This window comes from Klebsiella sp. HC6 (assembly GCF_022605325.1).
Taxonomy (GTDB): domain Bacteria; phylum Pseudomonadota; class Gammaproteobacteria; order Enterobacterales; family Enterobacteriaceae; genus Klebsiella; species Klebsiella terrigena.
Window position 1 is genome coordinate 2,498,391 of record NZ_CP093276.1, and the last position, 24,410, is coordinate 2,522,800.

Consider the following 24,410-nt stretch of genomic DNA (forward strand, 5'->3'; position numbering starts at 1 on the left):
CGCTGACCTGAAATAGCGGTTGGTTTTATTGGCATCAAGGAGTTGTATGAGTGACTCAACGCTCTCCGGTAATCCTGTTACCCGAAGAACTATTAGCAGAAAAAATATCGTTATTGGCCTGCTGTCAGGGCTGTTTTTATTGATTGCATTTTGGTGTCATGGCCGCCCCAGCGCAGAGCTGGGACTTCTCAGTTTTACCCCGCTGGTGGCATTAGCCGTGCTGTCGCTTATTGGCGTGGATATCGTGCTGGCGGTTATTTCATCAATTATTATTGCGATGATCATGACCTCTACCGGGCTGCCGGAAATGGGCGCGATGCTGGCGAAATCGACCGGCTCTTTTATCGCCACCGTCGGGCTAATCATTATGCTCGGCGCCGGGGTGGGGGAAGTGGCTACCCGCACCGGCGCGGCGGTAGAGCTGGTGAAATTCGTGGTTCATCGCATCGGGCTCTCCAGCCAGACGCGGGTGAAATTTGGTATCGTTGCCTCCTCGATTCTGATTTGCGGCGCCCTGGGCACCATGGCCGGCGGTAACGCTATTATCGTCGCGGTGATTATTCCCATCGCCGCTGCGGTGCGCCTGACGCCGCCAACGGTGGCCGCGCTGATGATGACCGCCGGTTCCATCGGGCTATTTACCGGCCCCTTTACCCCGAGTACGGTGACTATTCTTAAGCTTGGAGGCCTGAGCTATCCGGACTATTTGCTCTATGTCGGTCTGCCGATGAGCGCCGTCACGCTGCTGGCCGGCTGGGTCATGGCGGGGCGTATCCAGAAAATGACCGAGGGCAAGCTGCGCTATGAGGTTAACCTTGCTGAGCTGCCGCAGGATGAGAATAACCCGACTCTTACCCGCCGCAGAAAGCTGAGCGCGCTGGCCTTTGCGGCCACGATTATCGTGATGGCGGTGGTGGGGGTGGTCATTAAGGCCGGCTTTAGCTTCGCTATTATCGTGATGCTGCTGGTGGCGCTGATTACCGGCCTGGTCGGGGGGCTGCGGCCAACGCAGATCCTGCAGGCGCTGTATCACGGCTGCGGTCGGCTGGTGTGGATGTTCCTGCTGTACTGGCTCTACAACCCCATTCTTGAACTGATGGACGGGCTGCACGCTTACCAGGGGCTGCTGGACTACACCCAGCCGCTGCTCGAGGGGATCTCTCCCGCCTGGCTGTGCTTTAGTATTTTTGCTTTTAATATTATTGGCCATGTCCCCGGCGCGGCGGTAGCGCAGATGACCTTTACCCATAAAATCTTCGGCCCGATGCTGATGGCGGCAGGCGTCCCGCCGCAGGGGACGACCGCCGTGCTGCTGGCATCATCGCAGGTTGACTGGTTTGGCCCTTTTCCGTCGTCGGATATGTTTGGACAGATGGGGTTGGCGCAGTCCACGCATTTGAAATATATGCTCTATAACGGCTGGGCCATCGTTCTGGCCAATATTGTTCTCTTCGCCGTGCTGTTCCAGGTCCTGGCGTAACAGCTGCGCTAGCGGGCAGCGCAATTCAGCCCGCTAGCGTCCGCCGATATGCGCCATGAGCCGATGTTTTGCTTTTCTCCCCGCAATACCCACCGTAAAATCAAATACATCTCTTTCTTGCATCCCGGTATTTATGCAGACCTTTGCTCAAATTCAACAGCGCCGAAGCCGGCGCTGGCTCGTTGCTTTACTGCTGCTGCTGCTGGCGATGATGGCCGCCAGCCTCTGCGCGGGCGATCTCTGGATCCCGCCGCAGGAGTGGCTCAGCGCCAGGGGGCAGCTCTTCATCTGGCAAATTCGCCTGCCTCGCACCCTGGCGGTGCTGCTGGTGGGCGCCGCTTTAGCGCTCTCCGGGGCGATCATGCAGGCGTTGTTCGAAAACCCGCTGGCGGAGCCGGGGCTGCTGGGGGTCTCTAACGGCGCGGGGGTCGGTCTCATCGCCGCCGTGCTGCTGGGTAAAGGGTTCCTCCCGGGCTGGGTGCTGGGGCTGTGCGCCATTGCCGGCGCGCTGGTTATCACCTTTATACTGCTGCGCTTTGCCCGTCGGCACCTGTCAACCAGCCGTCTGCTGCTGGCAGGCGTTGCGCTGGGCATTATCTGCAGCGCGCTGATGACCTGGGCCGTCTATTTTTCCACCTCGTTCGATTTACGTCAGCTGATGTACTGGATGATGGGCGGCTTTGGCGGCGTAGACTGGCAGCAGCTGTGGCTGATGCTGGCGCTTCTGCCGGTGCTGGCCTGGGTGGGGCTGCAGTCGCAGCCGCTGAATATGCTGGCTCTGGGAGAGGTATCGGCTCGCCAGCTGGGCTTACCGCTGTGGCTGTGGCGTAAGCTGCTGGTGGTCGCCACCGGTTGGCTGGTGGGGGTCAGCGTGGCGCTGGCCGGAGCCATCGGTTTTATTGGCCTGGTGATCCCGCATATCCTGCGGCTATGCGGCTTAAGCGATCATCGCGTTCTGCTGCCGGCCTGCATGCTTGCAGGGGCCAGCGCGCTGTTAGGCGCCGATATCGTCGCCCGCCTGGCGCTGTCGGCGGCGGAGCTGCCGATCGGCGTGGTGACCGCGACGCTGGGCGCGCCGGTGTTTATCTGGCTGCTGCTGAAGTCCGTGCACGCGCAATAAGCGCCGAATCCAGGCGCATCGGCAGGGCGTCTATCGCCTGCCGATGCGCAGATTAAGTGCTATTACCACCCTTTGATGGCATCGCCTTTATAAACTTCCAGCGCTTTGTCGGCGACCTCTTTAGTCTGGAACGCCTCTTTCAGCTCCTGAACTTTTTTGCTGTCTTTATTATCTTCGCGAGACACGATGGCGTTCACGTACGGCGAGTCCTGACCTTCCATAAACAGACCATCCCGCGCGGCGGACAGGCCAACCTGCGCCGAGAAGTTGGTGTTAATAATCGACAGGCTAACGTCAGGATCGTCCAGGGTACGCGGCAGCTGCGGGCTGTCCACTTCGACAATTTTCAAATGCTTCGGATTGTCGATAATGTCCAGCGCCGTTGGCAGGTAGCCGACGCCATCTTTCAGCTTGATCAGGCCCTGCGCCTGCAGCAGCAGCAGGCTGCGCCCCAGGGTCGTGGTCTCGTTAGAAATAGACACCGTCGCACCATCCGGCAGCTCGCTGATATTTTTTATCTTGCGAGAGTAGGCGGCGATAGGGAAAACAAAGGTTTTGCCGACGACGGCAAACTTGTAGCCACGCTCTTTCGACTGGGCTTCGAGGTAGGGCAGCGTCTGGAAAGCGTTAGCGTCGACGTCTTTATTATTTAACGCTTCGTTAGGCAGGACGTAATCATTAAAGGAGATAACCTCGACGTCGAGGTTATATTTGTCCTTCGCAACCTGCTCAACGACTTTCCAGATAGCCTCATCCGGACCGGTATTGATCGCCACCTTGATCTTATTACTATCGTCAGGGGAGCAGGCCGATAACAGCACAACCGATGAGGCAATCAGTACCGAACTCAACAGCTTCTTCATCTATAAAACTCTCTTAAATTAATCATTAACGAAATGCTATTACATCCGTTTAACACTGTACACTGAATTGCGCGACGTCCCTATTGAGAGGAATTCATGTTGCCGCACGGGCACGGTACGGTATGCCGCTCAGGCAATTCAAAGTACAATGACCGCGCCTCAATCCGCTACAGTAGATAGGGATCACCTGAACCAGAAATCGCTTTTATTCACAGAGGGAAGGCTATGCAACACACTATTCTTGATACCGAAGTTACCACTATCGATGGCGAGAAAACGACGCTTAACGCCTATGCGGGCAAAGCGCTGTTAATCGTTAACGTGGCCTCAAAATGCGGCCTGACGCCGCAGTATGAACAGCTGGAAGCGCTGCAGCAGGAGCTTGAGAATGACGGCTTCACGGTGCTGGGTTTCCCCTGTAACCAGTTCCTTGGACAGGAGCCGGGCAGCGAGGAGGAGATCAAAACCTTCTGTAGCACCACCTATGGCGTGACCTTCCCGCTGTTCAGTAAAGTTGACGTTAACGGCGAACATCGTCATCCGCTATACCAGAAGCTGGTTGAGGCCGCCCCGCAGGCCGTAGCGCCGGAAGGCAGCGGTTTTTACGAGCGGATGGCAAGCAAAGGCCGCGCGCCGCAGAACGATGGCGATATTTTATGGAATTTCGAAAAGTTCCTCCTGAGCGCCGATGGCCAGACTATCCAACGCTTCTCGCCCGATATGGCGCCGAACGATCCGCTGCTGCTGGCGGCGATTAAAGGAGCTTTAGCGAAATAATGCCGTTTTTGATGCAGCTACAGGACGTAGAAGAGCCGGGGCGGCTGGCAGCGTTTAGCGCCGAGGTTCGACCGGGAGAAATGATCCATATCGTCGGGCCGAACGGGGCCGGGAAGAGCACGCTGCTCATGCGCATGGCCGGCCTGACGACGGGGCCCGGGCGCATCATCCTCAACGAGCGGCCGCTTAAAACGTGGCCGGCCTCCGAGCTGGCACGGCATCGCGCTTACCTCAACCAGCATCAGGCGCCGCCCTTCGCGATGCCGGTCTGGCACTACCTGTCGCTGCATCTACAAAATAACGCGCGGAGCGATCTGCTCGGCGCGGTGGCCGAGAGGCTGGGGCTGAGCGATAAGCTTGGGCGTCAGGTCAATCAGATTTCGGGCGGCGAGTGGCAGCGCGTGCGGCTGGCGGCGGTCATTCTGCAAATCGATCCGCTGGCCAACCCTGCGGGACAGCTGCTGCTTCTCGATGAGCCGATGAACAGCCTCGACGTGGCGCAGCAGGCCGCGCTCGACGGCGTTCTCAGCGAACTGTGCGCGGCGGGGATCTCGGTGGTTATGAGCAGTCACGATCTCAACCACACGCTACGGCACGCGCAGCGGGCGTGGCTTATCTGCCGGGGAAAAACGATAGCCTGTGGTTATACCTCAGAGGTATTGACCGAAGAGAATTTAACCGCCGCCTATGCGATTTCTTTCCAGCGGGTGGCGTTTGGCGGTCATTTTATGCTCATCGCGTCACAGTAGCGCGAAGCAAGCTTGCCAGTTCATTGATAAACCAGCTAAATTATCCTGACAATAAGATAAGGAACAGAGGAATCGTCTGAGATGCGCTTGTGGTTCATTCTTTTGACGGCACTATTTCTGGCAGGCTGCAGCAGTCACCGGGCGCCGCCGCCCAATCCCCGGCTTGCGGATTCTATTACCGTCATCGCTAATCTTAACGATCAGCTGCGGAACTGGCGGGGGGCGCCGTATCGCTACGGTGGGATGACGCCGCGCGGGGTGGACTGTTCCGGCTTTGTGGTGAGAACCTTTCGCGATAAGTTTTCCATGCAGCTGCCGCGTGAAACCCGCGAGCAGGCAGAGATCGGCACCCGTATTGATAAAAGCGAACTGCTGCCCGGGGATCTGGTGTTCTTCAAGACCGGCTCAGGAGAGAGCGGTTTGCACGTAGGGATCTACGATACCGATAACCAGTTTATCCATGCTTCGACCAGCAACGGCGTCACGCGCTCGTCGCTGAATAACGTGTACTGGAATAAAAAATTCTGGCAGGCACGGAGAATATAGCGTCACGCGCGGTTTACCGGGTTCACGTCGGTCGGCCGTGAGGTGTTCCGTTCACCGGACGTCTGGCAGAACATGCGGCCTCGCTGCCAGGTGACCGGGTTAAGGGGAAGATAACCGTCTTCCCCTTAACAATCCCCGCGGTCCCGCACGGAAATCGGTGCTGCGCACTGCGCTCACCTCCCGGCCTGCAGCCTGCGGTCGGCTCAACTCGACCTGCTCGCCCGTTCCGGGGCTCGCTCCTGTCTCGATTCGCCTCTTGCCGCCATCCCTGGCGGCCAGCCCTTGTCTTCCGGCCTTCGGTTCGCCGATTTCAGCGGGGAGCCAGGGCCCCGCTGCACGATTCTCTATCACTAAACGTTCAGTGTTGCGAAGAGACGGACGGGGTGAGGGCAGTAACCTCCGGGTATCTTAGCTAACAAACACAGGTACAAACGCGAGACCACCGGCTTGCTCACTTTATCTTGATAACCCTGTCATTCGCCCGTGTTAATACTTTGTTGAAGGCACTACACTGAAGGCCGGAGGAACCCATGACCCTGTCTTTTACAACCCACTGGCGTGATGAACTGCCAGATTTCTATACCGCCCTGACCCCGACGCCGCTGAGCAACGCGCGGCCGATCTGGCACAACGCGCCGCTGGCGCAGACCCTGGGCGTGCCTGAGGCGCTATTTCAGCCGTCAACGGGCGCCGGCGTATGGGGTGGCGAAGCGCTGCTACCCGGCATGTCACCGCTGGCGCAGGTCTATAGCGGCCATCAGTTCGGCTCCTGGGCCGGACAGCTTGGCGACGGCCGCGGGATCCTGCTGGGCGAGCAGCAGCTGCCCGATGGCCGGCGGATGGACTGGCACCTGAAGGGCGCCGGACTCACGCCCTACTCGCGAATGGGCGACGGGCGCGCCGTGCTGCGCTCGACGATCCGCGAAGGCCTGGCATCGGAAGCGATGCACGCTCTGGGCATACCCACCACCCGCGCGCTGTCGATCGTGACCAGCGACACGCCGGTGTATCGTGAAACCGTCGAGCAGGGAGCGATGCTGATGCGCATCGCTGAGAGCCACGTGCGCTTTGGCCATTTCGAGCATTTCTACTATCGCCGGGAGGCGGAAAAAGTGCAGCAGCTGGCCGACTACGTGATTCGTCACCACTGGCCCGAGCTCGACGGAGAAGCGGATAAGTATATTCTGTGGTTCCGTGACGTTGTCACCAGAACGGCGACGCTTATCGCCAGCTGGCAAACGGTAGGTTTTGCGCATGGGGTAATGAATACCGATAACATGTCTATTCTCGGCCTGACGATGGACTACGGCCCGTACGGGTTCCTCGATGACTTCAAGCCTGATTTCATCTGCAACCATTCGGATTATCAGGGGCGCTATAGCTTTGAGAATCAGCCGGCGGTAGGGCTGTGGAATCTGCAGCATCTGGCGCAGTCGCTGTCGCCGTTCATCAGCGCCGATGCGCTAAACGCCGCCCTGGATGGCTACCAGCACGCGCTGCTGAGCGCCTACGGCCGCCGCATGCGCGACAAGCTTGGCCTGTTTACCCCGCAGCAGGGCGATAACGATCTGCTGGACGGCCTGTTTGCGCTGATGATGCGCGAAGGCAGCGATTACACCCGCACCTTCAGGATGCTGAGCGCCAGCGAGCAGCTCAGCGCCGCCTCGCCGCTGCGCGATGAGTTTATCGATCGCGCCGCCTTTGATAGCTGGTTTGACGGCTACCGTGCGCGCCTGCGCGATGAGCAGATTGATGATGCGCGGCGTCAGCAGCATATGCGTGCCGTCAACCCGGCGCTGGTGCTGCGTAACTGGCTGGCGCAGCGGGCCATCGAACAGGCGGAACAGGGGAATATCGGCGAACTGGAGCGGCTGCACGAGGCGCTGGCTCAGCCGTTTATCGACCGGGAAGATGATTACGTCAGCCGCCCGCCGGACTGGGGAAAAGGGCTGGAAGTCAGCTGCTCCAGCTGATGTGTCAATGCAATCGGGGGCGTGCTCTCCTCGCGCCAGGCGGCGGGGAGGGCTATTTTGTCAGGATCAGCTTGCCGGCATGGGTTTGACGCAGCAGATAGCGCTGGCCGTCATGCTCGATAACTACCCGACCTTCGGGACCGAGCAGCACCCGGCTGCAAATTTTGCGATCCGTGGCGACAGGGTAAGGGGCATTGTCTTTTGTTTTTTCAGCTGTGGCAGTGTTATCCATTCGCGTCATAGCACCAAAAATAAAAATAAAAGTAACAATGATAATTATTATCAGTAATGTTAATTTTCACGGCAAGCGTTTTTTATCAAAGTACTATATTTGGCAGGTTAAGGGTGGGGATATTACGGCACGTGGGGGGATTCCCACCGCAGGCGCGGTGGGAGAGTAAGCCTACAGGCGAGTGGCGGTTGCCGCAGCCAGTTCAGCCAGCAGGCGCTCGCTGTCTTCCCAGCTCAGGCACGGGTCGGTAATCGACTGGCCCCAGGTCAGCGGCTGCCCGGCGACCACTTTCTGCGTCCCTTCCTTGAGGAAGCTTTCCGCCATGATGCCGGCGATAGCCGTCGAACCGTCGCGGATCTGCTGACACACGTTCTCGCACACTTCCAGCTGGCGACGATGCTGCTTCTGGCAGTTGCCGTGGCTGAAGTCCACCACCAGCTGCTCCGGCAGATCAAATTCGCGCAGCGCATCGCAGGCGGCGCTAATATCCGCCGCATGATAATTTGGCCGTTTGCCGCCGCGCATAATGATATGCCCGTAAGGGTTGCCGCTGGTCTGATAGATGGTCATCTGACCCTGCTTGTCCGGAGAGAGGAACATATGGCTGGCGCGGGATGCGCGAATCGCATCAACGGCGATGCGCGTGTTGCCATCGGTGCCGTTTTTGAATCCGACCGGGCAGGAGAGCGCGGAGGCCATTTCACGGTGGATTTGGCTCTCGGTAGTGCGCGCGCCGATGGCGCCCCAGCCGATCAGATCGGCAATAAACTGTCCGGTCACCATATCGAGGAATTCGGTGGCGGTCGGCACGCCCAGCTCGTTGATCTGCAGCAGCAGGCGACGCGCGACTTCGATGCCGTGATTGACCCGATAGCTGCCGTTCAGGTCAGGGTCGGAGATTAAACCCTTCCAGCCGACAACGGTACGCGGTTTTTCAAAATAGGTGCGCATCACGATTTCCAGCTGCGGCTGGTAGCGCTCGCGCATCGCCTGCAGGCGGCGCGCATACTCCAGCGCGGCCTCGGTATCGTGAATGGAACATGGGCCAATAACCACCAGCAGGCGGCGATCTTCACCGTTAAGGATCTTTTCAATTCGGCGGCGGGAAGCGGAGACGTGTGCCGCGACATCGGCAGATACGGGATGCCGCTGGGCCAGCTCCGCAGGCGTTACCAGGCTTTCAATGCGCGCGGTACGCAGTTCGTCTGTTTTATTCATTGGGGTCTCAAAAATCTGTTTCTTCCGCGACGAAACTGCCGGGAAGTGATGCGCATCACGATAAACCAATCCCCGCTTATTGCAAGAGCGGGGGATGATCCTGTATAGGCCACGGGTGATAGCATAAACAAATTTTCAATAATGTACTAGTGTATTAGTACATTCTTCGATTCAGCCCCATGATATCCATGATTTTCGTCGCGATTTCCTCTACTGAATAGTTGGTACTATTCAGGCAGGGAATTTTATTTTTGCGGTACAGGGCCTCCACCTCGGTGACCTCCATTCGGCACTGACGCATTGAAGCATAGCGGCTGTTTTCCCGACGCTCTTCGCGGATCGCCGCCAGGCGCTCAGCGTTAATGGTCAGGCCGAACAGCTTGTGCTGTAGCGGTTTGAGCGAGGCGGGCAGGATTAAATTGTCCATATCGTCGGCGATAAACGGATAGTTGGCGGCGCGAATGCCGTACTGCATGGCCAGATAGAGGCTGGTTGGCGTTTTGCCGCAGCGCGAGACGCCCAGCAGAATCACCTGCGCCTGATCGAGGTTGCGCAGCGAGATGCCGTCGTCGTGGGCAAGGGTGTAATCAATGGCGGCAATACGCGCATCGTACTTGTTCAGGTTACCCGGCGTGAGGCCGTGGGTACGATGAGCGATCGGCGTGGGGTCGAGGCGCAGCTCCTGCTGCAGCGGCGCCACCAGCGCCTGCACGATATCCTGACAAAATCCTTCGCTTTGCGTGATAATGTCGCGAATTTCCGGGATCACGATGGAGTAGAAGACCAGCGGACGGATGCCGCTTTGCTCATAGATCGCGTCGATTTGCTCCTTCACCGCCCGCGCCCGGCTGACATTCTCCACGAAAGGCAGGGTAACGCTGCTGATAGCGACCGGAAACTGCGACATCACCGCGTGCCCCAGCACCTCGGCGGTAATGGCCGTCCCGTCGGAAATATAAAATACGTGGCGATCTACAGCACTTTCCATTTTGACCATCCGGTATAATGAGTTTAATTACCTGAAAGCAGTTATTAAATTTAAGCATATCCGTTTATGTTTTGTCTCATTTTAAAAATGAAACGCTATTTTTATTTTTAATGAAAAGGTAGGTTCATTTTTGCCGGCTGGTTATTTTTTGTCTCTTATTTCAGCAGATTTGTGAAGAATCATTGAGTTAGCTATATCAGGTGAACTGTCCTAAAAAAGAAAAAATAATTTGCTTGAACGATTCACCGTTTTTTTCAGCCGCGTAAATATGTCAGGATAAATCCCGTAGTTGATCGTGAGTTTTTTATCACTGGTATTAAATCACAAAAGGATTGTCTCGATGTCCAACAATGGCTCGTCACCGCTGGTGCTTTGGTATAACCAACTCGGCATGAATGATGTAGACAGAGTTGGGGGCAAAAATGCCTCCCTTGGTGAAATGATCACTAATCTGTCCGGTATGGGTGTTAGCGTACCGAACGGATTTGCCACCACCGCTGATGCCTTCAATCAGTTCCTGGACCAAAGCGGCGTAAACCAGCGCATTTATGAACTGCTGGATAAAACCGACATTGACGACGTTTCCGCATTAGCGAAAGCGGGGGGACAGATCCGTCAGTGGATCATCGATACCCCGTTCCAGAGCGAACTGGAAGACGCAATTCGCGATGCCTATAAGCAGCTGTCCGCCGACAACGCTGAGGCCTCTTTTGCCGTGCGCTCCTCCGCCACGGCCGAGGATATGCCCGATGCCTCCTTCGCCGGGCAGCAAGAGACATTCCTCAACGTGCAGGGCTTCGATGCCGTGCTCGTCGCAGTGAAGCACGTGTTTGCTTCGCTGTTTAACGATCGTGCGATCTCCTATCGCGTGCATCAGGGTTACGATCACCGCGGCGTGGCGCTTTCCGCCGGGGTGCAGCGCATGGTCCGCTCCGACCTCGCTTCGTCCGGCGTCATGTTCTCCATCGATACCGAATCCGGTTTCGACCAGGTGGTGTTTATCACCTCTGCCTGGGGCCTGGGGGAAATGGTGGTGCAGGGCGCGGTAAACCCGGATGAGTTCTACGTCCATAAGCCAACGCTGGAAGCTGGCCGTCCTGCTATCGTGCGCCGGACCATGGGATCGAAAAAGATCCGCATGATTTACGCGCCGACCCAGGAGCACGGTAAGCAGGTGCGCATCGAGGATGTGCCGCAGGCGCAGCGCGATATTTTCTCGTTGACCGACGAGGAAGTGCAGGCGCTGGCGAAGCAGGCGGTGCAGATTGAGAAGCACTACGGACGTCCGATGGATATCGAGTGGGCGAAAGATGGCCATACCGGCGAGCTGTTTATCGTCCAGGCCCGTCCGGAAACCGTGCGCTCCCGCGGCCAGGTCATGGAGCGCTATACGCTGCATGCTCAGGGGCAGATTGTCGCCGAAGGGCGTGCCATCGGCCACCGCATTGGCGCGGGTCCGGTGAAGGTTATCCATGATATCAGCGAGATGAACCGCATCGAGCCGGGCGACGTCCTGGTTACCGACATGACCGACCCGGACTGGGAACCGATCATGAAGAAAGCGGCGGCCATCGTGACCAACCGCGGCGGGCGTACCTGCCACGCGGCGATTATCGCCCGTGAGCTGGGGATCCCGGCGGTGGTAGGCTGCGGCGACGCGACCGACCGCATTCAGGAAAACCAGAACGTGACCGTCTCCTGTGCGGAAGGCGATACCGGCTACGTCTATGCTGAGCTGCTGGATTTCAGCATCAAGAGCTCCAGCGTGGGCGAAATGCCTGACCTGCCGCTGAAAATTATGATGAACGTCGGTAACCCGGACCGGGCGTTTGACTTTGCCTGTCTGCCAAACGAAGGCGTAGGCCTGGCGCGTCTGGAGTTCATCATCAACCGAATGATTGGCGTTCATCCGCGCGCGCTGCTGGAGTTCGATGACCAGGAGCCTGGCCTGCAGAACGAAATCCGCGAGCTGATGAAGGGCTACGATTCACCGAAAGAGTTCTACGTCGGTCGCCTGACGGAAGGGATCGCTACGCTGGGTGCGGCATTCTATCCAAAACGCGTTATCGTGCGTCTGTCCGACTTTAAATCTAACGAATACGCCAACCTGGTGGGCGGCGAGCGCTATGAGCCGGAAGAAGAGAACCCCATGCTCGGCTTCCGCGGCGCCGGCCGCTACGTTTCCGACAGCTTCCGCGACTGCTTTGCGCTGGAGTGTGATGCGGTTAAGCGCGTGCGTAACGACATGGGGCTGAGCAACGTCGAGATCATGGTGCCGTTCGTCCGCACCGTCGCCCAGGCGAAAGCGGTGGTGGAAGAGCTGGAGCGTCAGGGCCTGAAGCGCGGCGAAAATGGCCTCAAAATTATCATGATGTGTGAAATCCCGTCCAATGCCCTGCTGGCGGAGCAGTTCCTTGAGTACTTTGACGGCTTCTCTATCGGTTCGAACGATATGACGCAGCTGGCACTTGGCCTTGACCGTGACTCCGGCGTTGTTTCTGAGCTGTTTGACGAACGTAACGACGCGGTGAAAGCGCTGCTGTCGATGGCGATTCGCGCGGCGAAGAAGCAGGGTAAATATGTCGGTATTTGCGGGCAGGGCCCGTCCGACCATGAGGACTTTGCTGCCTGGCTGATGGAAGAGGGGATTGATAGCCTGTCCCTGAACCCGGATACCGTGGTGCAAACCTGGCTTGGTCTGGCTGAGCTCAACAAATAAGGCACCCTTTGCCCATGCAAACCCCGCCGCTAATGGCGGGGTTTTTTATTTTAATGGCCTCCTGATTAGGTATTTTGCGGCCAGGTACATAAAGTGGAAAAATATCCTAAGTAGCGGAAGGGTTTGTTATTCATAAAGCCAGCGACCTGCTTTGGCAGACTTAACGATCATTTCCACCGTAAGTGGTTTAAGTTCTCTTTCAAGGGGGACGTTTTGCCAGAATGGATACTCATATTCAAAATAGTTAGTCCCGTCAAAGCCGGAGTGTTCAATATTGAAGTGTTCAAATATGTCCAACAGAAAATCATGTGCATCTTCGGGTGAAAATTTGAAATCGTCCTGAAGCGTCCATTCTTTTGTCACCTGTTTCAAGCCCGGTTTTAACCAGTGTCGCCTTACAGGATAGTTATCCATTAAATACTGTATAACTTCTGATTCAAAATCTCTCATTAGAAGTCAGTCCATAATATACGGTCTGAAGGTCTGGCAATCTGGTTGTATTTATCTCGAGTACGCCTGGCTGTCACTGTAAGTGCCACAATCAACTGAGTATAACCTATGAACGGTACCCAGCGGCCGATGAACGTTGCTAGTTTAGGCGTTGAAACCATCTTAAGTTTAGAGAGCTTACCCATAGGTGCTGAGAATTTTAATCCATTAGGGAAACGAGCATCTTTCAAGAGCCTCCTGCTTAGTATTGACGCAATACTGGTACCTGGTGTGTTTGTCTCCGCTGATAGCTTACCTGTGACAGGGATTATTGGCTGACCAATCACAACCATTGTTGCCGCCTCCGTTGTTATCCCTAAAGAATCTGCTAACTGCTCGATAAAGATTAGGTTAAACAGTTCTATGGGCGTTACGTTAGTGTGACCGTGATAGAAGTAGGTTCCGCTAAGTTCTTCTGTAGTATCCATGCAGTCACCCGTTCAAGTTAAGCTGTCTGACGCTCGTTCCATGCGTCTGTATACCTGATATTGCCATCACAGTGCGTCCATGTGATTTTCTCGTAACGTAACTCTACTGACTCAACGTGATTACTATTCGGATCTTGTGGTGAGGCCATTGTTGGGGATATTGACACAATTCGAACGCATTCAAGGAACATATTGAAATACTCCACTTCCTGACCTGCGTCATTGATCCTGTACCATTTAATCTCTGCCGAAACTAAATTTTGTCCAGATGCTACGGCCTTGTAGAGGTATGGACTGGAGTAGTCAAACTCTTTAACTATCATCATGGATGAATGTTGCCGCGTTCCCGTGGGCTTACCAGTGGTATTATCCGTGGGGATAGAAAGATTATGATGAAATCCTTTTATCTCGATACTAAATTCACGACCTCGAATGTCTACTCCACCTTTAATAATTGCGTTTCCATCATCTCTTAACCATAAATAAGCAGGCATCGTCATGTTTTCAAAACTCCTTAATGAATGAGTGGATAATAAATCACAGAATCGAGGAGGAACTCAAGACTTCTATGTTGATGAGTGTCTTAAATGTATGTATTGGTAAAACGAGAGGGAATTATATTTATTATGAATATATTGCTGTGGTAATTAATTGCCAGTGGTATATTTCAATGCAATCAGTAATATTACTTACCTACGCGCTAAGTGTCTGGTCTGCCTGATATCTCTATGAATGCGGTTGCAGAAGCCAAATATCAATCTACCTGGGTTGACGTTAATCATCGGAAAATCCGGTAACTATTGGGTTAATAACCGCTTTACGTTCTTTGTGAAGCCCTCGGAGCTATGTCTGAGCATCGTTCTGATTTATGGGAAAAGAACTCCGAGCAGGACTTCTTTTCTGAGGAGTGAATATTGTGGGGGGATCTTAGGATGTGTTGCCACACTAACACTGAATGGCTCCGAGCTACTCTCGGACTGGAGTTTTTCAAATTTAAATGCCCCAGGCATTCGCGGGCGTAAAGGTCGATAACTTTGAGCAGACGCAATGCACTGTCATTGGCAGCAACAGCACGATACCTGAATGAGCTGCGGCTGAGCCATAGCGCAAAACAGATTTGTTTTTCTCTGCCAGCGTATCGGGCCTGTAAATTCCTGACCCATTCGCTCAGCCGTGTCAGTGTCAGATCTTTTTTGCCAGAACATCCTGCAACATCGCCTTGTCGAGGCTGAGATCGGCAACCGGCCTCTTCAGCCTGAGATTCTTCTCTTCCAGCTGCCATATATGTTTGGGTTCAGAAGGGGAAATCCTATCGTATTTTTTATGCCGCGTGTAAAACGTGGCATCAGAGATATCGCAGCTTGCGCCTGACATCCGGTAAGGAGGACCCTGCCAGTTATTGCTGTTTACTTACCGTTTAAGACCGTGGCAACGGGCCATTCGCTGCTTACTCAATGGGCGGGATGTGGTCAAAATTAGACATATATTCAGGCAAGCAATACACACTCCATCTCTTTGATTTTGAAGATTGAGGTGGAGACTATGGACGTCCCGGAAACCCCTGAACTGTACACAAGTAGTGCATTGAGCGTTTGCGATATATATCTAAGGAACTGGTTTTAGACAAAAAAATGCCCATCGTGGGAGATGGGCAAAGACTACACACAGCAATTCGTTGTTTCACTCAGGGGATTTCCATGCTTATAAATCAAGGTGTTGATTTATAACCGTGCTCATATAGTAGACACGGGGACTTTTTGCGTCGATCGGATTCCTCTCAATAGTTAAATTGAAGTGAAGAATATGCGGGGGATATGTAGCGAAAGGGACGGTGAGGGCGTCAGGCAGGCCTGAATGTATAAGGTTTATTTATGTTTAAGGCGGGTTTCCCCGCCTTAATATGCGCTGTCAGGGCCTACTTGTTGCTTTTGATATTGCCGGCATTAAGCTCGGTGAGCTCGGCCAGCACCCGATCGGGGTCTTTCGGCGGCGGTGGAACTTCGTGCACCCAGGCGTCGTACAGCCGCCATGATACGGCGAGCAGGACCGGGCCGATAAACAGGCCAATCATGCCAAAGGCAATCAGGCCGCCGATAACGCCGGAGAGGATCAGTATCATCGGCAGGTCGGCACCCATGCGGATAAGCACCGGACGGATGACGTTATCCATGGTCCCTACCACGCAGCTCCACACCAGCAGCACTGTGCCCCAGGTGGTATCGCCGCTGTAGTACAGCCAGATAATGGACGGGATGAGCACAATCAACGGCCCCAGCTGAACGAGGCAGGTGAAGATCATCACCACCGTCAGCAGCGCGGCGTAAGGCACGCCGGTGACCGCCAGGCCGATACCGCCCAGTACCGCCTGAGTCAGCGCGGTAACCACCACCCCCAGCGCCACGGCGCGAATGGCCTGTCCAGCCAGCAGTACCGCGGCGTCGCCGCGCTTGGCCGCCAGACGGGTGGCGAAATAGCGGAAGCCATAGGCCACCTTTTCACCCTGCCAGTAGAGCAGGGCGCTAAACAGCAGCATCAGTCCGCAGTAGACCAGCAGCTTGCCAATGTGTGCCGCCTGCCCGACAAACCAGGTGGTGGTGGTGCCGATATAGGGCCGAATTTTGGCCATGATCGCCGCGCCCCCCATATCCAGCAGGCCATGCCATGCGGAGTAGAGCTTGCCGCCAATCAGCGGGATGCTGTTCAGCCAGGCAAAATCCGGCAGGCTCACGCTACCGGTGGTAAACATTTTAATCAGCGGCGCGCTGTTATCGACCAGGCTGTTGACCAGCAGCGCGATCGGGATAACGAACAGCAGGAATAAGAGCACGGTCATTATCAGCACTGCGAGGGCGCGTTTGCCAAACAGCAGCCGCTGCAGGCGGAGAAGTACCGGCCAGGTGGCAATGACCACGGTGCCCGCCCAGGCAAATGACAGAATAAAGGGCTGTACGACCCACAGGCAGGAAACAATAATCAGGGACAAAAACAGCACCGATAGCAGAACCTGCGGTATATCCCGGGGCTGACGCTCGTTAATCATAGAGAAATTTTACCTTTCCAGTGGCGCCAAAAGCCTGACGCAGCGTAATTCCATATACGGATAATAATACCAATAATTTCACGAGCCTGATTCTGCACATAAATCTGGTGGGCGCATATGAAAAAAATGTGATAAAAAGTTGACTGCACTACGCAATCGTTTAGTTACCCACACGCAAAATCATCCAGGATACCTCGAACCGGCAGGTGAAAGCTCGCGACGTTTGCCTAAGTCAACGTTCGGCGCAGCAAAATCGGCTGACGAAAGCGCTCCGAAGGATGAAGTTTTTACAACACAACATAGTCAGGCAGGGTCAAGCGTTATGATCCCACAAATTTCTCAAGCACCAGGCGTCGTTCAACTGGTATTGAATTTTTTGCAGGTACTGGAGCAACAAGGTTTTACCGGCGATACCGCCACCAGCTATGCCGACAGGCTGACGATGGCGACGGATAACAGCATCTATCAGCTGCTGCCGGACGCGATTTTATTCCCCCGCTCCACGGCGGACGTCGCGCTGCTGGCGAGAGTGGCGGCGGATGAGCGTTTTAAAACGCTGGTCTTTACGCCACGCGGCGGCGGCACCGGCACCAACGGCCAGTCGCTGAACGCGGGAATAGTCGTTGATATGTCCCGCTATATGAACCGCATTATCGAAATTAACCCGCAAGAAGGCTGGGTTAGGGTCGAAGCCGGGGTCATTAAAGATCAGCTCAACCAATATCTTAAGCCGTACGGCTACTTTTTCGCGCCGGAGCTGTCAACCAGCAACCGCGCCACCCTCGGCGGAATGATCAATACCGATGCCTCCGGCCAGGGGTCGCTGGTGTACGGTAAAACCTCCGATCACGTGCTGGGCGTGCGCTCGGTGCTGATGGGGGGCGATATTCTGGATACCCAGGCCATTCCCGCAGCCCTGGCAGAAACCCTGGCGAACGAGCAGTCGGCAATCGGTCGTATTTATCGCACCGTCTACCAGCGCTGCAAAGCGCAGCGCCAGCTGATTATCGATAAATTCCCCAGGCTTAACCGCTTCCTGACCGGCTACGATCTGCGCCACGTCTTTAATGACGATCTCAGCGAATTCGACCTGACGCGGGTATTAACCGGTTCGGAAGGGACGCTGGCGTTTATTACCGAAGCGCGTCTCGACATCACCCGGCTGCCGAAGGTACGTCGGCTGGTGAACGTTAAGTATGATTCGTTTGACTCGGCGCTGCGCAATGCGCCGTTTATGGTGGCGGCCAACGCGCTGTCGGTGGAAACCGTCGACTCGAAGGTGCTCAACCTCGCGCGCGAGGATATCGTCTGGCACTCGGTCAGCGAACTGATCGCCGACGTGCCGGATAAAGAGATGCTGGGGCTGAACATCGTCGAGTTTTCCGGCGATGACGTCGAGCTGATCGACGGCCAGGTGGCTTCGCTGTGTCAGCGCCTGGAGCGGCTGATCGCCCAGGGCGAAGCCGGCGTCATCGGCTGGCAGGTATGCGGCGAGCTGGACGGCGTTGAGCGTATCTATGCGATGCGTAAAAAGGCGGTAGGGCTGCTGGGTAACGCGAAGGGCGCGGCTAAACCGATTCCCTTTGCCGAAGATACCTGCGTGCCGCCGGAGCATCTGGCGGATTACATCGTCGAGTTTCGCGCGCTGCTGGACGCCCACGGCCTGAGCTACGGCATGTTTGGTCACGTTGATGCCGGGGTGCTGCACGTGCGCCCGGCGCTGGATATGTGCGATCCCCGGCAGGAAGTGCTGATGAAGCAGATCTCCGATGAAGTGGTCGCCCTGACGGCCAAATACGGCGGCCTGCTGTGGGGTGAGCACGGGAAAGGGTTCCGCGCCGAGTACAGCCCTGCGTTCTTTGGCGACGAGCTCTACGGCGAGCTGCGGAAGGTGAAGGCGGCATTTGACCCGGATAACCGCCTTAACCCGGGTAAAATCTGCCCGCCGGAAGGCGTCGATGCGCCGATGATGAAGGTGGACGCGGTGAAACGCGGCACCTTCGATCGCCAGATCCCTATCGCCGTACGCAGCTCATGGCGCGGGGCGATGGAGTGTAACGGTAACGGCCTGTGCTTTAACTTTGATGTTAAAAGCCCGATGTGCCCGTCGATGAAGGTGAGCAATCATCGCATCCATTCGCCGAAAGGCCGGGCAACGCTGGTGCGCGAATGGCTGCGTCTGCTGGCCGATCGGGGTATCGATCCCAATCAGCTGGAGAGCCAGCTGGCGGAGAAACGCGCTAGCCTGCGCGAGCTTATCGAGCGCACCCGCAACAGCTGGCACGCGCGCAAGGGCGAGTATGACTTCTCCCATGAGGTCAAAGAGGCGATGTCCGGCTGCCTGGCCTGTAAAGCCTGTTCTACCCAGTGTCCGATTAAAATCGACGTTCCTGAGTTCCGTTCGCGCTTCCTGCAGCTTTACCACAGCCGCTATCTGCGCCCGGTTCGCGACCATCTGGTGGCGACGGTGGAATCCTACGCGCCGCTGATGGCGCAGGCGCCGAAAACCTTTAACTTCTTCATTAACCAGCCGTGGATGCGCAAGCTGTCGGAGAAGCACATCGGGATGGTGGATTTACCGCTGCTCTCTACGCCGTCGCTGAAGCAGCAAATGGTCGGCCACCGTTCGGCGAATATGACGCTGGAGCAGCTTGAAGCGCTGAGCGCCGAGCAAAAGGCCAAAATGGTGCTGGTGGTGCAGGATCCGTTCACCAGCTACTACGATGCGCAGGTGGTGGCTGATTTTATCCGGCTGGTGGAAAAAGTCGGCTATCAGCCGGTGCTGCTGCCGTTTTCACCAAACGGTAAGGCGCAGCATATTAAAGGCTTCCTGTCGCGTTTCGCCCGTACGGCGCAGAAAACGGCGGACTTCCTCAACCGGATGGCGCAGCTCGAGATCCCGATGGTCGGCGTCGATCCGGCCCTGGTGCTGTGCTATCGCGATGAATACAACCAGACGCTGGGCGATAAGCGCGGCGACTTCCGCGTGATGCTGGTGCATGAATGGCTGCCGCGGGCCCTGCCTGAAACCGCGGTGCAGGATAACGGCGGCGAGGCGTGGTATCTGTTTGGCCACTGCACGGAGGTCACGGCGCTCCCGGCGGCCCCGAAACAGTGGGCCGAAATCTTTGCGCGCTTTGGCGCGAAGCTGGAAAACGTCAGCGTGGGCTGCTGTGGCATGGCCGGAACCTACGGCCATGAGGTTAAAAACCATGCCAACTCGCTGGCGATTTACGCGCTTTCCTGGCAACAGGCGATTCAGCGTTTGCCGCGCAACCGCTGTCTGGTGACCGGCTACTCCTGTCGTAGTCAGGTTAAGCGTATTGAAGGCAGCGGCGTACGTCACCCGCTGCAGGCGCTGCTGGAGATTATTGGATGATTTGGAAACGTCAGACAACGCTGGAACAGCTCAACGGCATGGGCGAGGGCAATATGGTGGGTCTGCTGGATATCCGCTTCGATGTGTTTAGCGATGACACCCTTGAAGCCACGATGCCGGTAGACAGCCGAACCCATCAGCCGTTCGGCCTGCTGCACGGCGGCGCGTCGGTGGTGCTGGCCGAAACGCTGGGTTCGGTTGCCGGCTATTTATGCAGCGAAGGCGAGCAAAAGGTGGTGGGGCTGGAGGTCAACGCTAACCATATCCGTTCGGTTCGCGGCGGTCGGGTGCGTGGCGTCTGTAAAGCACTGCACGTCGGGTCTCGCCATCAGGTGTGGCAGATTGAAATATCCGACGAGCAGGGGCGTCTGTGCTGCTCATCGCGGCTCACTACGGCGGTGGTTTAAGCGCGCGCGCCGCCTGAGGAGATATATGGGGGAAATTTTTCCCCCATATTGTTTATAGCGTTTCATCCTTAATTATTTCACTCGGGCCATTCTTCTGCACCGAGGCAATTCCTTTTTTCGCCGCATCCTTCGAGGAATACATTTCACTGGTGGCGATGGTTTCGTGGTTATCGGCCTTCAGCAAGAAATACCAGGGTTGGGACACGCTCTTCTCTGACTTCTTAATGACGTAATACCCCATCTTTTACCTCTTTTGACGTTAACAGCTCCTCATGATATGTAGACCATGGTGGCTCGTGCGGCAAGTAATCGTCTAATAAATATATAATTCATGTTTCACATGCTCCGTATATGCTACTATTTAATTACTATGCACTTGCAGAGCAACAAAGAGGACGGAGTTAACCATGGGTATCATTTCCTGGATCATTTTTGGTCTTATTGCCGGTATTTTAGCGAAGTGGATCATGCCGGGTAAAGACGGTGGCGGCTTTTTTGTCACTATCATTCTGGGGGTCATCGGTGCGGTAGTGGGCGGCTGGATCAGCACGTTCTTTGGCTTTGGCAAGGTTGACGGGTTTAATTTCGGTAGCTTTGTCGTTGCGGTAATTGGCGCGCTGGTGGTGCTGTTTATCTACAGAAAAATTAAGAGCTAATAGCCCTTCAGTATCAGACTGAATCGTTAGATATAAAAGCTGCCGCTATTATTGGCAGCTTTTTTTTCGTTTGCATAATAGCCATGCCGATGCGTCGGGTGACAAACAACCACATAAACCCGGCGGGTAAATCCATTTCGACCGCTTATTCATCGCGCCTGCACGGTTTAATTAACCCGGCAAAATCACAGGGGCCCGGCCTCTGCCATATCGGGTACGGCGACGACTTCAACATGGACTTCATAATGCCGGGCTTTGCTGGCAGGGATTAACGCGGTGAGCTTATTAATGGTGTCAGTCGGATTATCGCTGGCAACGGTCGCGGAGAAGAGCGCCGGCTTTCTCGGCGGCATTGGAGGCATCGGCATGGGGCCACGCTGCTGGTTCATCTCAAACGGCGGCTGTCCGGCGTTATCCCGCGCAGGCGGCGTTTCGCTTTTATCCGCGGCGAAGGCGCTGGCGGCGGCAATAGAAACGGTTGCTAACAGGGCAATGATTGTTCCTTTCATCTTCGTTACCTCTTAAGTGTGTGGCTAAAATCTTAGAGGTTAGGTTTCGGGGCGACAATCCCACCGGGGGCGAATCCTCCAAATCTCCTTATTTATTAACGACTGTGGAGGGTCTGCAGGAGGGCGTGCGGGAAGGTAAAACCGAGGGCCGGTTTCATCAGGACACGGCTATGGCCGGCCGATAAACGGCGAGAATCGGAACAGCGGCGGCAAAGAGTTGTGGCGCAACACGCTTTCAGTCCAGCAGTACGCTCATCACCAGAAGGACTACCATGCACATCGACATAATACTGATATCTATCATCCGTTACGACAAAAGCTCCAGGTTACCAGCGGTTTCGGCATCATGCCGAAAACTGTAGAAATTATAAGCGAAGATTGTACACCAGCTTGATCAGGGTGATTAAAACTTAATCCCCGAAGGACGATCGACTTTATAACCAAAATGTCTACACATAGCCACACAACAACCCCGGTTTTCAGATAATGCTTATAGATTGGACGTGGTATCCGTAGGTTCAGTCAACGTTATGCTACTGGATGAGGTTTTTAGCGGCATAGCTGAAAAGCCGCCGCGCCTTCAGCGCCGGGCGGGAAGAGGCCGGTAGGGACCGATAGCACAACGGTGTGACTATATAACCCCTTGAATATCCGATAAGTCGCTGAAAGGCGGATTTTTTCATCTCCTATCTCAAAAATCGGTATTTTCGATGCATCTTTTCCATTGCCGCATCTTCTGCCAACCCACATCAAATAACTTATTATTTTTCAGTCTATTAAATAGAAAAAATGAGACCTGATAAGCAGTAAAGCAGGGTCTATGCTTATAAAAAGGGCCATAAAAGAGTCTCAGGGGCGAATACCCCTTCTCCAGATGGGTTGAAGTGATAATCGTTATCACTAACATGGTGAGATGCCCTGATGGCGCCAACCAATGAGGTAGACCGATGGAAGTACAAGCAGGAACCTTTAATCCCGACGATTTTAGCTGGCGTGGCCTGATCATGACGCCCGCCGCCGCCGCCCATATCCGTGACCTGGTGAGCAAGCAGCCGCCGATGCAGGGGCTGCGTCTTGGCGTAAAAACCAGCGGCTGTGCCGGCTTTGCCTACGTGATGGAGCTTATCGCAGAGCCCGCGAAAGACGATCTGCTGTTTGAGTTCGAAGGCGCGAAGCTGTGGGCGCCGCTGCAGGCCATGCCGTTTATTGATGGTACGGAGCTGGATTACGTTCGGGAAGGATTAAATGAAATCTTTAAGTTTCATAACCCGAAAGCGCAGCACGAGTGCGGCTGCGGTGAAAGCTTTGGGGTTCAGGCGGAGTAATTATGTCTCGTAATACTGAAACAACTGACGATGTCAAAACCTGGACCGGCGGGCCGCTGAACTATAAAGAAGGCTTTTTTACCCGGTTACAGACCGATGAGCTGGCTAAGGGCATCAACGAAGAGGTGGTGCGGGCGATCTCCGCCCGCCGCAACGAGCCGGAGTGGATGCTTGAGTTCAGGCTGAACGCCTTCAGAGCGTGGCTAGAGATGGAAGAGCCGCACTGGCTCAAGGCGCACTACGATAAGCTGGACTATCAGGACTACAGCTACTATTCCGCGCCCTCCTGCGGCAACTGCGACGACACCTGCGCCTCCGAGCCGGGTGCGGTGCAGCAAACCGGCCCCGCCGACTATCTGACCAGCGAAGTTGAAGAGGCCTTCAATCTGCTGGGCGTGCCGGTACGCGAAGGGCGCGAAGTGGCGGTCGACGCCATCTTTGACTCGGTCTCGGTCGCCACCACCTACCGGGAAAAGCTGGCGGAGCAGGGCATCATCTTCTGCTCCTTTGGCGAAGCGATCCACGATCATCCGGAGCTGGTGAAAAAATATCTTGGCACCGTGGTGCCCGGCAATGACAACTTCTTCGCCGCGCTGAACGCCGCGGTCGCCTCCGACGGCACCTTTATCTACGTGCCGAAAGGCGTGCGCTGCCCGATGGAGCTATCGACCTATTTCCGCATCAATGCCGAAAAAACCGGCCAGTTTGAACGCACGATCCTCGTCGCCGACGAGGGCAGCTACGTCAGCTATATCGAAGGCTGCTCGGCGCCGGTTCGCGACAGCTACCAGCTGCACGCGGCGGTGGTTGAGGTCATCATCCACAAAGATGCCGAAGTAAAATACTCCACGGTGCAGAACTGGTTCCCCGGGGATAACAACACCGGCGGGATCCTCAACTTCGTCACCAAGCGAGCGCTCTGCGAAGGTGAAAACAGCAAAATGTCGTGGACCCAGTCGGAGACCGGCTCGGCGATAACGTGGAAGTATCCAAGCTGTATTCTGCGCGGCGACAACTCCATCGGCGAGTTCTTCTCGGTGGCGCTGACCAGCGGCCACCAGCAGGCGGATACCGGCACCAAAATGATTCATATCGGTAAAAACACCCGCTCGACGATTATCTCCAAAGGGATCTCCGCCGGTAAAAGCCAGAACAGCTACCGCGGGCTGGTCAAAATTATGCCGACCGCGACCAACGCGCGAAACTTTACCCAGTGTGACTCGATGCTGATCGGGCCGGACTGCGGGGCGCACACCTTCCCGTACGTTGAGTGCCGTAACAACAGCGCCCAGCTGGAGCATGAAGCCACCACCTCGCGAATTGGTGAAGATCAGCTCTTCTACTGTCTGCAGCGCGGGATCAGTGAAGATGATGCGATCTCAATGATCGTTAACGGCTTCTGTAAGGATGTCTTCTCAGAGCTGCCGCTGGAATTTGCCGTGGAAGCGCAAAAACTGCTGGCGATTAGCCTTGAACACAGCGTCGGTTAACAGTCTGGCCCATGCCGGCTGC

At 55.6% G+C, this 24,410-nt stretch carries 22 protein-coding genes, 1 other RNA gene and 1 pseudogene; 12 read left to right on the forward strand and 12 right to left on the reverse strand.

What is annotated here, in order from left to right; translation table 11 throughout:
- Positions 1-46: 46 nt before the first annotated feature.
- Complete coding sequence (locus MMW58_RS12135; RefSeq protein ID WP_241723460.1) at positions 47-1,480, forward strand: gluconate:proton symporter; 1,434 nt, start codon at positions 47-49, stop codon at positions 1,478-1,480.
- Between the two features lie 133 nt (positions 1,481-1,613).
- Positions 1,614-2,600, forward strand: a complete 987-nt coding sequence (gene btuC, locus MMW58_RS12140) for a vitamin B12 ABC transporter permease BtuC (protein WP_133598221.1) — start codon at positions 1,614-1,616, stop codon at positions 2,598-2,600.
- Between the two features lie 62 nt (positions 2,601-2,662).
- Here btuC and MMW58_RS12145 read toward each other — a convergent pair whose 3' ends face one another.
- The gene (locus tag MMW58_RS12145) at positions 2,663-3,463 is read right to left on the reverse strand and encodes a MetQ/NlpA family ABC transporter substrate-binding protein (RefSeq protein WP_159235782.1); all 801 of its coding nucleotides are present in this window, start codon (positions 3,461-3,463) and stop codon (positions 2,663-2,665) included.
- A gap of 225 nt (positions 3,464-3,688) precedes the next feature.
- On the opposite strand from MMW58_RS12145, the gene MMW58_RS12150 reads away from it, so the two are divergent.
- The 4 genes from MMW58_RS12150 (at position 3,689) to selO (ending at position 7,508) form a co-directional block, all read left to right on the forward strand.
- Positions 3,689-4,240 (forward strand): glutathione peroxidase, encoded by a 552-nt coding sequence (locus tag MMW58_RS12150; RefSeq protein WP_045858875.1) that lies wholly within the window; start codon positions 3,689-3,691, stop codon positions 4,238-4,240.
- Entirely contained in the window at positions 4,240-4,989 is a 750-nt protein-coding gene (gene btuD / locus MMW58_RS12155) for a vitamin B12 ABC transporter ATP-binding protein BtuD (RefSeq protein WP_133598217.1), read from the forward strand. Before MMW58_RS12150 ends, btuD begins: the two co-directional genes overlap by 1 nt.
- 81 nt (positions 4,990-5,070) lie before the next feature.
- Positions 5,071-5,535 carry an NlpC/P60 family protein gene (locus MMW58_RS12160; protein WP_041146044.1) on the forward strand — a complete coding sequence of 155 codons (465 nt, stop codon included), beginning with the start codon at positions 5,071-5,073 and terminating at the stop codon, positions 5,533-5,535.
- A 530-nt stretch (positions 5,536-6,065) separates the two neighbouring features.
- Positions 6,066-7,508, forward strand: coding sequence for a protein adenylyltransferase SelO (selO, locus tag MMW58_RS12165; RefSeq protein ID WP_241723461.1), 1,443 nt, complete (start codon positions 6,066-6,068; stop codon positions 7,506-7,508).
- A gap of 52 nt (positions 7,509-7,560) precedes the next feature.
- Here the strand turns inward: selO and hemP are convergent, their stop codons facing one another.
- The 3 genes from hemP to ppsR form a co-directional block, all read right to left on the reverse strand.
- Entirely contained in the window at positions 7,561-7,740 is a 180-nt protein-coding gene (hemP, locus tag MMW58_RS12170) for a hemin uptake protein HemP (protein ID WP_161795705.1), read from the reverse strand.
- Positions 7,741-7,911: 171 nt separating this feature from the next.
- Complete coding sequence (gene aroH / locus MMW58_RS12175) at positions 7,912-8,958, reverse strand: 3-deoxy-7-phosphoheptulonate synthase AroH (protein ID WP_045858869.1); 1,047 nt, start codon at positions 8,956-8,958, stop codon at positions 7,912-7,914.
- Between the two features lie 154 nt (positions 8,959-9,112).
- Entirely contained in the window at positions 9,113-9,946 is an 834-nt protein-coding gene (gene ppsR / locus MMW58_RS12180; protein WP_133598210.1) for a posphoenolpyruvate synthetase regulatory kinase/phosphorylase PpsR, read from the reverse strand.
- A 340-nt stretch (positions 9,947-10,286) separates the two neighbouring features.
- Between ppsR and ppsA the strand changes: the two genes are divergently transcribed.
- Positions 10,287-12,665, forward strand: coding sequence for a phosphoenolpyruvate synthase (ppsA, locus tag MMW58_RS12185; RefSeq protein WP_241723462.1), 2,379 nt, complete (start codon positions 10,287-10,289; stop codon positions 12,663-12,665).
- A gap of 126 nt (positions 12,666-12,791) precedes the next feature.
- Here the strand turns inward: ppsA and MMW58_RS12190 are convergent, their stop codons facing one another.
- The 6 genes and pseudogenes from MMW58_RS12190 to ydiK form a co-directional block, all read right to left on the reverse strand.
- A complete protein-coding gene (locus MMW58_RS12190; protein WP_241723463.1) occupies positions 12,792-13,115 on the reverse strand; it encodes a DUF1493 family protein in 324 nt (107 codons plus the stop codon).
- The gene (locus MMW58_RS12195; RefSeq protein WP_045858861.1) at positions 13,115-13,582 is read right to left on the reverse strand and encodes an STM2901 family protein; all 468 of its coding nucleotides are present in this window, start codon (positions 13,580-13,582) and stop codon (positions 13,115-13,117) included. The genes MMW58_RS12190 and MMW58_RS12195 overlap by 1 nt, the downstream gene beginning before the upstream one ends.
- A 17-nt stretch (positions 13,583-13,599) precedes the next feature.
- A complete protein-coding gene (locus MMW58_RS12200) occupies positions 13,600-14,082 on the reverse strand; it encodes an Hcp family type VI secretion system effector (protein WP_241723464.1) in 483 nt (160 codons plus the stop codon).
- A gap of 688 nt (positions 14,083-14,770) precedes the next feature.
- A pseudogene (locus MMW58_RS30305) lies at positions 14,771-14,935 on the reverse strand (IS3 family transposase); the annotation flags it as partial.
- Between the two features lie 270 nt (positions 14,936-15,205).
- Positions 15,206-15,313: antisense sRNA RprA (rprA, locus tag MMW58_RS12205), an RNA gene on the reverse strand.
- A gap of 184 nt (positions 15,314-15,497) precedes the next feature.
- The gene (gene ydiK, locus MMW58_RS12210; RefSeq protein WP_133598203.1) at positions 15,498-16,622 is read right to left on the reverse strand and encodes an AI-2E family transporter YdiK; all 1,125 of its coding nucleotides are present in this window, start codon (positions 16,620-16,622) and stop codon (positions 15,498-15,500) included.
- Positions 16,623-16,944: 322 nt separating this feature from the next.
- Between ydiK and ydiJ the strand changes: the two genes are divergently transcribed.
- Both ydiJ and menI read left to right on the forward strand, forming a co-directional pair.
- A complete protein-coding gene (gene ydiJ, locus MMW58_RS12215; protein ID WP_133598201.1) occupies positions 16,945-20,001 on the forward strand; it encodes a D-2-hydroxyglutarate dehydrogenase YdiJ in 3,057 nt (1,018 codons plus the stop codon).
- Complete coding sequence (gene menI, locus MMW58_RS12220; protein ID WP_133598199.1) at positions 19,998-20,408, forward strand: 1,4-dihydroxy-2-naphthoyl-CoA hydrolase; 411 nt, start codon at positions 19,998-20,000, stop codon at positions 20,406-20,408. Before ydiJ ends, menI begins: the two co-directional genes overlap by 4 nt.
- 52 nt (positions 20,409-20,460) lie before the next feature.
- On the opposite strand, the gene MMW58_RS12225 is transcribed toward menI, so the two are convergent.
- On the reverse strand, positions 20,461-20,649 hold the full coding sequence (locus tag MMW58_RS12225; protein ID WP_095102074.1) for a YegP family protein: 189 nt from the start codon (positions 20,647-20,649) through the stop codon (positions 20,461-20,463).
- 166 nt (positions 20,650-20,815) lie between these two features.
- On the opposite strand from MMW58_RS12225, the gene MMW58_RS12230 reads away from it, so the two are divergent.
- On the forward strand, positions 20,816-21,064 hold the full coding sequence (locus tag MMW58_RS12230; RefSeq protein ID WP_041146033.1) for a GlsB/YeaQ/YmgE family stress response membrane protein: 249 nt from the start codon (positions 20,816-20,818) through the stop codon (positions 21,062-21,064).
- Positions 21,065-21,249: 185 nt separating this feature from the next.
- Here the strand turns inward: MMW58_RS12230 and MMW58_RS12235 are convergent, their stop codons facing one another.
- Positions 21,250-21,573 carry a hypothetical protein gene (locus tag MMW58_RS12235; protein ID WP_241723465.1) on the reverse strand — a complete coding sequence of 108 codons (324 nt, stop codon included), beginning with the start codon at positions 21,571-21,573 and terminating at the stop codon, positions 21,250-21,252.
- Positions 21,574-22,520: 947 nt separating this feature from the next.
- On the opposite strand from MMW58_RS12235, the gene sufA reads away from it, so the two are divergent.
- Entirely contained in the window at positions 22,521-22,898 is a 378-nt protein-coding gene (gene sufA / locus MMW58_RS12240) for a Fe-S cluster assembly scaffold SufA (protein WP_045858850.1), read from the forward strand.
- Positions 22,899-22,900: 2 nt separating this feature from the next.
- Entirely contained in the window at positions 22,901-24,388 is a 1,488-nt protein-coding gene (gene sufB / locus MMW58_RS12245; protein ID WP_045858848.1) for a Fe-S cluster assembly protein SufB, read from the forward strand.
- Positions 24,389-24,410: the final 22 nt, after the last annotated feature.